Annotated in this window: 12 protein-coding genes, 1 rRNA gene and 1 pseudogene (1 of these 14 running past the window's edge); 4 read left to right on the forward strand and 10 right to left on the reverse strand. The window is 38.7% G+C overall.

Annotation, left to right across the window (positions count from 1 at the left end):
• The 5 genes from A6B41_RS11005 to frdA form a co-directional block, all read right to left on the reverse strand.
• Positions 1-234 (reverse strand): 16S ribosomal RNA (locus A6B41_RS11005); it reaches 1,306 nt to the left of the window's first position.
• 485 nt (positions 235-719) lie between these two features.
• A complete protein-coding gene (gene frdD / locus A6B41_RS11010; RefSeq protein WP_027073921.1) occupies positions 720-1,067 on the reverse strand; it encodes a fumarate reductase subunit FrdD in 348 nt (115 codons plus the stop codon).
• Positions 1,068-1,078: 11 nt separating this feature from the next.
• Positions 1,079-1,471, reverse strand: a complete 393-nt coding sequence (gene frdC / locus A6B41_RS11015; protein WP_027073922.1) for a fumarate reductase subunit FrdC — start codon at positions 1,469-1,471, stop codon at positions 1,079-1,081.
• 9 nt (positions 1,472-1,480) lie between these two features.
• A complete protein-coding gene (locus tag A6B41_RS11020) occupies positions 1,481-2,212 on the reverse strand; it encodes a succinate dehydrogenase/fumarate reductase iron-sulfur subunit (protein WP_027073923.1) in 732 nt (243 codons plus the stop codon).
• Positions 2,213-2,227: 15 nt separating this feature from the next.
• Positions 2,228-4,030, reverse strand: a complete 1,803-nt coding sequence (gene frdA, locus A6B41_RS11025; protein WP_027073924.1) for a fumarate reductase (quinol) flavoprotein subunit — start codon at positions 4,028-4,030, stop codon at positions 2,228-2,230.
• A 325-nt stretch (positions 4,031-4,355) separates the two neighbouring features.
• Here frdA and epmA point away from each other — a divergent pair, with 325 nt between their 5' ends.
• The 3 genes from epmA to A6B41_RS11040 all read left to right on the forward strand — a co-directional run bounded on the left by epmA (position 4,356) and on the right by A6B41_RS11040 (position 8,404).
• A complete protein-coding gene (gene epmA / locus A6B41_RS11030) occupies positions 4,356-5,339 on the forward strand; it encodes an elongation factor P--(R)-beta-lysine ligase (RefSeq protein WP_027073925.1) in 984 nt (327 codons plus the stop codon).
• Positions 5,340-5,390: 51 nt separating this feature from the next.
• Positions 5,391-6,275 carry an EamA family transporter RarD gene (gene rarD / locus A6B41_RS11035; RefSeq protein WP_027073926.1) on the forward strand — a complete coding sequence of 295 codons (885 nt, stop codon included), beginning with the start codon at positions 5,391-5,393 and terminating at the stop codon, positions 6,273-6,275.
• 119 nt (positions 6,276-6,394) lie between these two features.
• Positions 6,395-8,404, forward strand: coding sequence for a BCCT family transporter (locus A6B41_RS11040; protein ID WP_027073927.1), 2,010 nt, complete (start codon positions 6,395-6,397; stop codon positions 8,402-8,404).
• An 84-nt stretch (positions 8,405-8,488) separates the two neighbouring features.
• Here A6B41_RS11040 and A6B41_RS11045 read toward each other — a convergent pair whose 3' ends face one another.
• Both A6B41_RS11045 and murJ read right to left on the reverse strand, forming a co-directional pair.
• Positions 8,489-8,956 (reverse strand): methyltransferase family protein, encoded by a 468-nt coding sequence (locus A6B41_RS11045; protein ID WP_027073928.1) that lies wholly within the window; start codon positions 8,954-8,956, stop codon positions 8,489-8,491.
• Between the two features lie 2 nt (positions 8,957-8,958).
• Complete coding sequence (gene murJ / locus A6B41_RS11050; protein WP_027073929.1) at positions 8,959-10,533, reverse strand: murein biosynthesis integral membrane protein MurJ; 1,575 nt, start codon at positions 10,531-10,533, stop codon at positions 8,959-8,961.
• 390 nt (positions 10,534-10,923) lie between these two features.
• Between murJ and rpsT the strand changes: the two genes are divergently transcribed.
• On the forward strand, positions 10,924-11,187 hold the full coding sequence (gene rpsT / locus A6B41_RS11055) for a 30S ribosomal protein S20 (protein WP_025216373.1): 264 nt from the start codon (positions 10,924-10,926) through the stop codon (positions 11,185-11,187).
• A gap of 110 nt (positions 11,188-11,297) precedes the next feature.
• Here rpsT and mscL read toward each other — a convergent pair whose 3' ends face one another.
• From mscL to A6B41_RS11305, 3 genes and pseudogenes are all read right to left on the reverse strand, one after another.
• A complete protein-coding gene (gene mscL, locus A6B41_RS11060) occupies positions 11,298-11,693 on the reverse strand; it encodes a large-conductance mechanosensitive channel protein MscL (RefSeq protein ID WP_027073930.1) in 396 nt (131 codons plus the stop codon).
• Positions 11,694-11,829: 136 nt separating this feature from the next.
• Complete coding sequence (gene hemG, locus A6B41_RS11065) at positions 11,830-12,357, reverse strand: menaquinone-dependent protoporphyrinogen IX dehydrogenase (protein WP_027073931.1); 528 nt, start codon at positions 12,355-12,357, stop codon at positions 11,830-11,832.
• 1 nt (position 12,358) lies between these two features.
• Positions 12,359-12,438: pseudogene (locus tag A6B41_RS11305) on the reverse strand (potassium transporter TrkG); the annotation flags it as partial.

Here is a 12,438-nt window from a genome sequence, read left to right on the forward strand (position 1 = left end):
GGCTCATCTTATGGCAGGTGGCCAATAGGTCCCACCCTTTAGTCCACAGACATTACGCGGTATTAGCTACCGTTTCCAGTAGTTATCCCCCTCCATAAGCCAGATTCCCAAGCATTACTCACCCGTCCGCCACTCGTCAGCATTAGTACAAGTACTAATCTGTTACCGTTCGACTTGCATGTGTTAAGCCTGCCGCCAGCGTTCAATCTGAGCCATGATCAAACTCTTCAATTCAAAAAGTTTAATCGCTCAATATGTACTGACATAAAAATCACACTTTAATAAGTCAACTTATAAGTAAACTTAAAAAAGTTTAAATGAATTTCTAGTTAAGCACCTATTAAGACTTCAAAATTAAAAAATATTTCTAAAATCAAGTCAATCAACAAGTGCCCACACAGATTGTCTGATAAATTTTTAAAGAACAAAATAAAACGACGCACTGCAATCTAAACAAACCGTTCACAACAGCGCGTCGTTGTGTGGTGCGTATTATACGGAAATCAAAATGCCTTGCAAGTACTTTTTTGAATTTTTTTCAGAAAAGATCTCAGTTGAAGATATTTAGTACAAATTGATCATTTTCAATGCCAAAAAAGAGCATTTTTTGTATTTGCAAATTAACTTTTAAATTAAACCGCTTGTATACACTAAAAATTCAGGGCTATCCTCAAATATTAGAATAGCCCTATAAATCTTATCGCTCCATATTTCTTTGATTAAATTTGCACCACAGCAATAATTATCAAGATTGTATATAGGATAGATAGGCCATAGAAAATTACATTACCTGCAGGGGTATGGATTTTTAGATCATGCAAGCCATGATGAATACGGTGCATTCCCGCCCACATTGGAAAAATAGCAAGAACCATAATGACAAGTTTCCCAATACAAGTATGTGCAAAAGCAATGATGTTATCAGGCGAAACCAAACCAAACGGCAGTAGTAAGCCGATAATAAAGATCACTACAGGGAAAAATATTGCACTTACCATACCGCCGGCACTAAATAGTAACCATACAGGTGGTTCATTAGAACGTTTTGGGTTTTGATCAAGACTCATATTATTCCCCTTTAAATATAAACCAAAATTAATGCAATAAGACTGATAACACCTGTTACAGCCCATAGCACATTTCTGCCGACAGAAACAGGTAAATGCTTACCTTTTACCATAACCGACATCACTTCAGGTGTCATCACAAAGAGTGTTGCTGCATGATATATCATTGCGCCAAGTGAAATAACATTTAAAATTATAACAAATGGATTTTGTAAGAAACCGATAAAATCGGTGGCAAATGTACCTTTACTTAATGCAACAGCTCCATAAAAAAGAACAATACAGAACCATACTGTTGGAAGGCAAGTTGCTTCACGTAACATATACATTTTATAGAAGTCGAGTTTTTTCCACCAAGTGGCTTTCATCTCGCGCACATAGGGTTTACGTTTTGTCGCTGACATTTCTTCCTCCTATCTCGGTTTGATCATTGAGATAACATAATCTTTTGCACTTTCAAGTTTACCTTGGTTCACTGCTGATGCCGGACCAACGTGTTTCGGGCAAACTTCTGAGCAATATCCTACGAATGTGCAGCTCCACACGCCGTTTTTACTGCTTAGTAATTTCATTCGTTCTTCACGACCATTATCACGGTTATCAAGATTATAACGGTGAGCAAGCGTAATCGCTGCTGGTCCGATAAATTCCGGATTTAAACCAAATTGTGGGCAAGCTGCATAGCATAAACCACAGTTGATACACATTGAGAATTGACGATATTTCTCTAATTGTGCAGGTGTTTGCTTCGTACGCTGACCTTCAGGTGCTTTATTATCGATCACATAAGGTTTGATTGCTTCAAGGCTATCAATAAAGTGGCTTAAATCAACCACTAAGTCACGTTCGATAGGGAAGTTAGCTAGCGGCTCAATTCGCATAAAACCACTATAATCGCGTAAGAAAGTTTTACACGCCAATTTAGGCTTGCCGTTTACCATCATTCCACAGGAGCCGCAAATCGCCATACGGCAAGACCAGCGGTATGAAAGCTCAGGTTCTAGTTCATCTTTAATAAAACCAAGAGCATCCAATAGTGAAGTTTGGCTATCGTAAGGGACTTCATATCTATCTAAATGTGGCTCGCTATCTGATTCCGGGTTATAGCGTAGCACTTCGATGGTCATTTTTTCTAAATTTGCCATTTTCTTGCTCCTTCTCTACTGTTTTGCCTGAGCTTCGGCTTCTTTTTTTGCTTTTTCTTGTGCTTCTGCTTCTGCACCGTATACACGTTTAGCCGGTTGCGATTTCGTGATCTTCACATCACTATATTTAATGGTTGGTGTGCCGTCTGCATTGTAGTAAGCTTGGGTATGTTTCAAGTAGTTCACATCATCACGTTCAACATAGTCTAAACGTTGGTGTGCACCACGGGATTCTTTACGTTCCACTGCAGAACACGCAATAGATTGTGCTACATCTAAGATAAAGCCTAATTCAATTTTGTAGAGTAAATCGGTGTTAAACACGCTGGATTTATCTTTTACACTAATATTTTTATAACGTTCTTTTAATTCTTGAATTTTATTGACCGCACCTTCCATACTCTCTTGGGTACGGTAGATACCACAACCCTCTTCCATTGCATCACCCATTTGGTTACGAATATCAGACCAAGATTCATTCCCCTCTTGGCGAGCTAATGTATGTAAACGAGCCACAACATCTTTCGCTTGTGCATCAATTTGAGCTTGATTGCGGGAAGTCACTTCTAGAGCACGACGAGCCGCATTTTCACCGGCAACTTTACCGAATACGACTAATTCTGCCAATGAGTTAGAACCTAAACGGTTAGCACCATGTAAGCCGGAAGATGCACATTCACCCACCGCAAATAAACCTTTGATTGAAGTTTCTGCATCCATATTCACTTCAATACCACCCATAGTGTAGTGAACTACAGGACGAACAGGAATTGGTGATTTCGCCGGATCAACGCCTTCATAAGCTTTTGCTAATTCACAGATGAACGGTAAACGCTCAAGCAAATATTTTTCGCCCAAGTGACGTAAATCTAAGTTCACCACATCAACACCTTTTGCGGTTTTTAACGTATTCCCTTTACGCCATTCTTGCCAGAACGCTTGAGAAACCTTATCACGCGGGCCTAATTCCATATATTTATTTTCAGGTTTACCAATTGGTGTTTCAGGGCCTAGACCGTAATCTTGTAAGTAGCGATAGCCATCTTTATTCACAAGGATACCACCCTCACCACGACAACCTTCAGTCATTAAAATACCGGTATTTGGTAAGCCTGTTGGGTGATATTGTACGAACTCCATATCACGCAAAGCCACACCGTGGCGATATGCCATAGATAAGCCATCACCGGTTACAATACCACCATTGGTATTAAAACGATAAGTACGGCAACCACCACCAGTTGCAATCACTACCGCATTAGCGTTGATTTGAACTAATGTTCCTTCCATCATATTCATTGCCACACAACCGCGAGCTTCACCGTTGTCGGTTAGAATATCTAATACAAAATGTTCATCAAAACGCACAATATTTGGATATTTAATCGAAGTTTGGAAAAGCGTATGCAAAATGTGGAAGCCTGTTTTATCTGCTGCAAACCAAGTACGCTCGATTTTCATTCCCCCGAAACGACGAACGTTAACCTCACCGTCTTCACGGCGGCTCCAAGGACACCCCCAACGCTCCAACTGAGTCATTTCAATTGGAGAATGCTGAACAAAATATTCCACAATATCTTGCTCACATAACCAGTCGCCACCGCCTACCGTGTCGTTAAAGTGATTGTCATAAGAATCTGTATCTTTAATTACTGCCGCTGAGCCACCTTCTGCTGCCACTGTATGGCTACGCATTGGATAAACCTTTGAAATTAAAGCAATTTTAAGATTTGGATTAGCCTCTGCCGCAGCAATAGCAGCACGTAGGCCACCACCACCTGCACCAATAATTGCAACATCAAAATTAACACTTTGCATAATGCACTCCGAAAGTTAAATAACTTAATTCATTAAAAAGTAGCCATATTGTGCCACTATTTAGGTCATGAGATAACCTGTTTTTACAAATTTGTAACATAAAAAATGTGATTTTGTGATCTACCTCAAAAAAGGTAATGCAGTCTTACCAGCTATTGAGAATCGCTCTTAATTAAAATAGTAATTTTTTAATCAATATAATTAGAAAAATTAATTTGTTTCAAAAATGTTAAGAAAAATACACTGTTTTTTATTTTTTGAGCTGCTAGGGTTACTCTCTTTTTTACGCTAAAATAGCGATAATTTTTTCAAGCGGTCAAATTTAATGAATAATTTACAACTCGATACTATTGATTGGAAACCTACAGCCTCTATTTCTCATCTTATACAACGCGCTAAAATTATGGGAGAACTACGCAAGTTCTTTACTGATCGAGGAATTTTAGAGGTAGAAACGCCCATTTTGAGCGAATTTTCGGTAACGGATATTCATCTTTCCACCTTTAACACGCAATTTATGTCGCCTTTTGCAAGTAATACCAAAACGCTCCATTTAATGACAAGTCCTGAATATCACATGAAGCGTTTATTAGCTGCCGGCAGTGGACCAATCTTTCAGATTGGTAAGGTGTTTCGTAACGAAGAAGCCGGAAAAAAACATAACCCGGAATTTACCATGTTAGAATGGTATCGTCCGCATTTTGATATGTACCGATTAATCAACGAAGTCGATGATTTATTGCAACAAATTTTAGATTGCGAACCGGCGGAATCTTTCAGCTACCAATTCGTCTTCCAAACCTATGTCGGGCTGGATCCGCTCTCAGCATCAAAAGCGCAATTAGTCGAGAAAGCCCGTAAGCACGGCTTGCAATGTGAAGACGATGAAAACCGCGATACCCTATTGCAATTTTTATTTAGCGAAGTTGTTGAAGCTAACATTGGCAAAGAGCGCCCAACAGCCATTTACCACTTCCCTTCTAATCAAGCTGCCTTAGCACAAATCAGTTCGGAAGATCACCGTGTTGCTGAGCGGTTCGAGTTTTATTATCAAGGCTTAGAACTGTGTAACGGTTTCCATGAGCTAGATGATGCAGACGAACAAATTCGTCGTTTTGAGCAAGATAATATTCAACGCGAAAAAATCGGGCTTGAGCCTCAACAACTTGATACAAGATTTCTTGCTGCATTAAAAGCCGGTATTCCTAATTGCTCCGGAGTAGCATTGGGCATTGATAGGTTAATGATGATCGCAATAGGTGTAAACAAAATTGAAGATGTGATGGCATTTGGCATAGAGAATGCGTAAAAAAATCACATTTTATAACCGCTTGCTTTACCTTCATAACAGGAATACCAAATGAAAATTGCAGATAAATTAAAAGGCTGGCACTATGCTCTGTTGTGCTATCTCAGTTGGGGAATGTTTCCTATTTACTGGCACCCTATCAATCATTCAGGCATGCCTGCTGAGCAGATTCTAGCCCAGCGCGTGTTATGGTCAGCCTTATTTGCCATCTGCTTACTGCTGTTCTTCCAACAAGGTAGAGCCTTGGTGAATGCATTCAAACAGCCCAAAATTTTAGGTGTTTTTTGTTTATCTGCCTTTATGATTGGCGTTAATTGGCTCGTGTATCTCTGGGCAATTGTCAATGAACATATTTTAGATGCCAGTCTTGGTTATTTCATCAACCCAATCTTCAATGTCTTTCTTGGTTGGCTGTTGCTAAAAGAACAGCTCAATAAAGCTCAATTACTCTCGCTTATTTTTGCCATTTCAGGGATCCTATGGCTTGCCATCCCGGCCGGACAGGTGCCTTGGGTCGCATTGATTTTAGCAGGTAGTTTTTGCTGCTATGGATTTATCCGAAAATTTGCCCCGATGGAACCTTTATCCGGTTTGACCTTGGAAACTTTATTAATGTCACCTTTTGCAGCGGCTTACCTCTTTTTCTGCAACACTCAAGGTATGTTGGTTTTTAGTGAACTAAATACCCTGCAAATGACAATATTACTTTGTTCAGGCGCAGCAACCACTATTCCTCTGGTCTGGTTTGCAATAGGAGCAAGACAAATACCAATGTCATTACTGGGCATACTGCAATACATTTCCCCTACCTTGCAATTTTTATGTGGCGTATTGATTTTCAATGAAACACTCTCTGCCGAGCGCCTAGTTGGTTACTTTTTGGTGTGGATTGGTGTTCTCGTTTTTCTACTGGGTATGAAAGCAAAAGCGAAATAACTCAATGGGCCACCAGCAAGCCTCTATCTATGCCATTACCATTTTACCTTAAAATTGCTAACACCATAACTTTTTGATATATTGAAAAAATCGTCTTTCAAAAATTAGGGAGTTTTATATTGAGTTTTTTCAAAAAATTACAAACAGGGACTACTTTTAGAATGCCGGTATTTCTTCCTAGTGTCCTCTTTGTTAGCTTTGTTGCTATTTTCTGTATTGCTTTTCCAAGACAAGCACAAACTTCACTGGATAATATCAAAAATATTCTTTTCCAGAACTTTAGCTGGTTCTATATTTTTGCAGGCTCAGTCTTTTTTTTGTTCCTTATTTTTCTTTCTTTTAGCCGGCTAGGCGATATTAAATTAGGGGCTGACACCGATGAGCCTGAATTTGGTTTTGGTTCTTGGATTGCTATGCTATTTGCTGCCGGTATGGGGATTGGATTAATGTACTTTGGCGTAGCAGAACCAATATTACATTATCTGAAACCTGTCCAAGAAAATTTAACTGAATCAGAACGAATGAAAGAAGCGATGATGACAACCTTTTATCACTGGGGGATTCACGCCTGGGCAATTTATGGTGTCATTGCTTTAGCTCTTGCCTACTTTGGTTTTAGATATAAATTATCTTTAACGATTCGTTCCGGATTTTACCCGTTATTAAAAAACCGTATTTCAGGTTTTTGGGGGCATGTAATTGATATTATTGCTCTTTGCAGCACTATTTTTGGTTTAACTACTACACTAGGCTTTGGCGTAATGCAAGTAAATGCAGGATTTAATAATCTGGGTTTAATTGAAAATAGTAGTTTTGGCATTCTCGCTACCATTGTAGTCATCGCCATGACACTCGCTGTTTTATCCGCTATTTCCGGAGTCGGTAAAGGGGTTAAAATCTTAAGTGAGATCAATTTAACTCTTGCAGGTCTGCTGCTTGTTTTTGTTATTATTACAGGACCAACACTACTGCTTTTTTCAAGCCTTACTGAAAATTTAGGGTACTACTTCAGTTCTCTACTGGAAGTCAGCTTCCGTACTTTTGCTTACGAACCGGAACATCAAGGTTGGCTAAGTGGTTGGACAGTACTCTACTGGGCTTGGTGGGCTTCTTGGGCACCTTTTGTCGGTCTATTTATCGCAAAAATATCCAAAGGCAGAACTATCCGTGAATTTATTTTAGGGGTGTTATTTGTACCATCACTCTTTAATATTTTATGGATGACTAGCTTTGGTGGCTCTGCAATTTGGTTAGATCAACAAACTGCGGGTGCATTAGCTGCAGTAAGTAGCAACACCGAGCAGCTACTATTTACCTTTTTTAGCTACTTACCTTTTGGCTCGATAATCTCCTTTATTGCCATTTTGGTAATTTCAATTTTCTTCATTACATCGGCAGACTCCGGTATTTTTGTACTCAACAATATTGCCTCACAAGGGGAAGAAAATGCACCAAAATGGCAGACAGTCCTTTGGGGAGGGCTATTAGCCTTATTAGCCTTATCATTACTCTATTCAGGTGGATTGGCATCCCTCCAAACAATGACTCTGATTATCGCTCTCCCATTTACTTTCATTATGCTGATACTTTGTATCGGTTTATGGAAAGGCTTAATGGTAGATAACCAATACTTCAATAAAAAATTCTCTCAAGGCAGCCAACATTGGGCAGGAAAAGATTGGAAACAACGCTTGGAAAAAATCATTAACCCAAGCAATAAACAAGATGTTCGTCGCTTCTTTATTCAAGTTGCCAGACCTGCTTTTTTAGAATTAATAGATGAATTTGAAAGCTATGGTTTAACAGCAAAAATGAATTTCACAAACGAGCAAAATCCAAAATTAGAATTTGAAGTAGTGAAAGAAAATTTACGCAATTTCATCTATGGTATTGAAAGCGTACCACGCCAATTATCTGATTTAGTTGTAGAGGATGATAACCTGCCAAATATTGAGGCAAATACTATTTATGAGCCTATTACTTACTTCTTAGATGGTAGAGAAGGTTATGACATACAATATATGACTAAAGAAGAGCTTATTGCCGATGTGCTACAACAGTACGAACGCTTTATCAATTTGGCAATGGATAACTCACATAACTTAATGACAGCAGATGTCCAACTCTAGGTTAAGTTAATCCTCCACTATAAACAAGCGGTTAGATTTTAATGGAAATTTGCAAAATTTCTGCTAAATCTAACCGCTTGTATTTTAAAACCAACGTCTTACTTGCATTAAATAATCTGAATAACCTTTCCCAAATTTTTTCAACAAAATCTGTTCTTCCGGTTTAATCTGAAAATAGGTTACCAACCACATAAAGAGCGGCACAATAAACCATGCCGGTAACGATCCCAATAATAATGCCCAACTGATTAATCCCAACAATAACGCAAGATACATTGGATTTCGACTTTTGCGGTAAATCCCCCGATTTACAAGCCGATTGGTATTTTCAGGCTTAAAAGGACTGTAAGTCGTCTTTGCTTGATGTAAGGCACTGATTGCCAATGTAGCAATAATACCCGCACTTAAAGCCAGCAATGCCGCTAATATCAATATCATAATATGTTGATAATTAGGCAATTGGCTTGGGAAACAGTAAGCCAATAGCCACATGACTGCTGCACAGAACAAAAACCAAAGCGGAGGAGGAATTTTAAGTTTTAGCGAGTTCACATCTATGCTGCCCTAAGATCCTTTTTACGAATGCCTAATACAAAAACCATCGCAAAATAACTTCCCGCCGCTAACATCATCAACCAAACCAACCAATAAATTTTCTGCCATATTGTCATTACAACCCATAGCTCAATACTCGGCGTAAAATAGGCCAGTAATGCACCCATAATACAAACAGCAACTAATAGCTTTAACACAAAGACGAAGGTTTTCCGGCTCACTTTATAATAGCCGTTTTTTGATAGTTGCAAATAAAGTAAGCTCACATTCACTAAAGCGGAACAAGCTGAAGCCAGAGCCAAGCCAATATAACCGAAAAACGGGGCGAAAGCCAAGCCGAAGCAGATATTGCTGATTGCCGCGATAATCCCCACCTTAACCGGCATTTTTGTATTTTGGTTAGCATAAAAACCGTTTGCCAATACACTAATCAGCATATAGCTATTTAACCCCAAACACATTACCCATAGCGGATAAGAAGTGGCTAATACATCTTCAAAGCTGAATTGCCCTCGCATGAACATTGTCATAATAATCGGTTGTGCCAATACAGCCATTCCAATCATGGCAGGAATTCCCAGTAGCAGTACCATTCTCACTCCCCAATCCATTGTGTTTTGGAAATCGGCAGCACGCTGCATTTCAGTAAGCTCTTTATTTTTAGCGATGCGGGAAAGACTTGGTAGTACCACCGTTGAAATTGCAATACCAAATAAACCGAGCGGGAATTCAACTAAACGGTCGGCATAATACATCCAACTGATTGAGCCGGTAATTAAAAATGAGGCAATTACTTGGTTTAACAATAAATTAAGCTGGGTAACCGACACACCAAATAAGGCAGGAATCATTAATTTCCGAACTTTAGCGACCCCTTCATCTTTCCAAGCCCATTTTGGCTTCACCAACAATCCTTCTTTTTTCATAAAAGGAATTTGGAATAAGAATTGTAACAAACCACCGAGGAATACCCCCCACGCCAACGCCACATCAGGGGAGTCAAAATAATCTCGACCAAGTAATGCTACTGCAATAATTGCCACATTAAGCAACACCGGCGAAAACGCCATTACACCAAATTTTCCGATGGTATTAAGCACTGCTCCGGAAAGGGCAACAAAGGTGATAAACCACAAATAAGGGAAAGTAATTTTGAGTAAAAAGGAAGCTTGAGTAAATTTCTCGGCATTCGGACCATCATTGAGCCAATCTAAAAACCAACCTGTACCAAATAAGGCAGCCACAATCGGTGAGCCAATCATCGCAAACAAAGTGACAATCGTCACCAATCCACCCAATGTGCCTGAGACTTTAGCAATAAACTCTTGGGTTTTGTTAAGGTCATTATCAGCATTATATTCGGCCAACACCGGCACAAAGGCTTTGGAAAATGCCCCTTCGGCAAATAAACGCCGTAAAAAATTGGGAATACGGTTGGCAAATAAGAAAATATCCGCACTCACCCCAGTACCAAGAATAGTTGCGACTACAATGTCACGAATTAATCCAAGCACCCTTGAAATTAACGTCATGCCGCTGACGATCATGCCTGATCTTAAAAGTTTTTTACTCATAAATTTATCTGTTTAAATATTTAATCTCTGAATTTTACCCCGATCTCTGCCTGCGGATTCTAAACAAACCCTTAGCTTTTTTCTCTCTTCCGTAAGAGGAAAGAAGGAGATATCAACAAGCGGTTAAATTTCTGGAAATTTTTGCAAAAAATACAAAGAAGCAGACCGCTTGTCACTCGATCCTAAAAATCGATCACAATTTTAGCAGTTTGTTATAGGAAAATCAGAAAAAAACTGTTAAAATCTCGCCCTATCGTTTTCTTTTAGAAAAACGGTGTTATTTTCAAGCACGTGTCTCGTTGAAAATGAATTAAAAAACTACCGATAGGCAATATAAGCAAAAATTTTGTTTATATCTAATTTTTACACAGATATTTTAGGAGTTTGACCTTGGCTAATATCAAGTCAGCAAAAAAACGTGCGGTTCAATCTGAAAAACGCCGCCAACACAACGCAAGCCAACGCTCAATGATGCGTACATTCATCAAAAAAGTATACGCAGCAGTAGCAACAGGCGATAAAGCAGCAGCTCAAGCCGCTTTCGTTGAAATGCAAAAAGTTGTAGACCGTATGGCGTCTAAAAACTTAATCCACGCTAACAAAGCAGCTAACCACAAATCTAAATTAGCAGCTCAAATCAAAAAATTAGCGTAATATCGAACAGATATGAAAAAGCCGACTATAACTAGTCGGTTTTTTTCATTTTTAGCGTTTAGATAAAAGAAAAGGGCTGTAGTTACAGCCCTTCAATCTTTAAATAATGATTATTTTTTCAATAAATCACGAATTTCTGTCAATAATTTCTCTTCTGCTGTTGGCTCAGCTGGAGCAGCTTCTTCAACCGGGGCTTTCTTCAGTGAATTAATCACTTTCACCATACCGAATACCGCAATCGCAATAATTAAGAAATCAAATACGTTTTGAATAAATGCACCGTATTTAAGCATTACTGCTTCAGCACCTTCTTTAGCCGGAGCAATTTCGATAGCCAAATCTTTAAAATCCACACCGCCGATTAACCAACCGATTGGTGGCATCACGATGTCATTAACTAATGAAGAAACAATTTTACCGAATGCACCGCCGATGATCACACCGACAGCCATATCAACTACATTGCCTTTTACTGCAAATTCACGAAACTCTTTTAAAATACTCATAGGGCTTTCCTTCAATTCAACTGGATTGTTTAAATATGATCTGCTTTAGATCATGGGTTGGCGATTATAATCAAAATAGGTAAAAATTATAGCAAATTTAACTAAATTTACGTTTATTTGATTTAGATCATTTTTATTATAATCCATTGCTCAATAATTTGCCAAAATTCTCGACTTGTTGCCAATCAGTATATTCATATTCTTTGCTGGTGTCGGTATCTCCTTTGGTTATCTTCATAATAAAACGAATCATTATGCGATCAAAGGTTGTGTAACGAGGATAAAACAACGCTCCGGCAAAAACTTCAACATAGGTTGGCTGCCATTGAATTTTGGCTAAAAATTTTCGGATATAAGTATTTGTTTGCGGTGTATTACGGTTTGCTTTACGAGCAGTTAAATTCACCCCATAAAACGCCGTTTTTTTCCGGTTGAATATGTCGTAATATTGTTCAACAAATTGATACACCAACGGATTAAAATGCCCGTAGCGAATCGAGGCCCCAATTACAATCTGATCGGCATTTGCAATTTTTTCAGCAAAATCGACCGCTTGATCTTTAAGAGAAATCAGCTCAACTTCATGAGTAATCACACTTGCCAATCGCTCGGCGATTTTTAGAGTTTGGCCATCAGTCGTAAAATAGAGAATTAAGGTTTTCATATTAATCTTTCCAAAATACCGGACTTAAAATTACAAGTAGAGTAAATACTTCCAAACGTCCGCAAACCATTGCAAAGGTCA

Source organism: Mannheimia granulomatis (assembly GCF_013377255.1).
GTDB classification, from domain to species: domain Bacteria; phylum Pseudomonadota; class Gammaproteobacteria; order Enterobacterales; family Pasteurellaceae; genus Mannheimia; species Mannheimia granulomatis.

Coding starts and splice junctions, on each gene's coding strand:
- rarD (WP_027073926.1), top strand. CDS start 5,391: ATGAAAATTGCAGATAAATTAAAAGGCTGGCACTATGCTCTGTTGTGC.
- A6B41_RS11020 (WP_027073923.1), bottom strand. CDS start 2,212: ATGGCAAATTTAGAAAAAATGACCATCGAAGTGCTACGCTATAACCCG.
- mscL (WP_027073930.1), bottom strand. CDS start 11,693: ATGAGTATTTTAAAAGAGTTTCGTGAATTTGCAGTAAAAGGCAATGTA.
- hemG (WP_027073931.1), bottom strand. CDS start 12,357: ATGAAAACCTTAATTCTCTATTTTACGACTGATGGCCAAACTCTAAAA.
- murJ (WP_027073929.1), bottom strand. CDS start 10,533: ATGAGTAAAAAACTTTTAAGATCAGGCATGATCGTCAGCGGCATGACG.
- epmA (WP_027073925.1), top strand. CDS start 4,356: ATGAATAATTTACAACTCGATACTATTGATTGGAAACCTACAGCCTCT.
- frdC (WP_027073922.1), bottom strand. CDS start 1,471: ATGTCAGCGACAAAACGTAAACCCTATGTGCGCGAGATGAAAGCCACT.
- frdA (WP_027073924.1), bottom strand. CDS start 4,030: ATGCAAAGTGTTAATTTTGATGTTGCAATTATTGGTGCAGGTGGTGGT.
- frdD (WP_027073921.1), bottom strand. CDS start 1,067: ATGAGTCTTGATCAAAACCCAAAACGTTCTAATGAACCACCTGTATGG.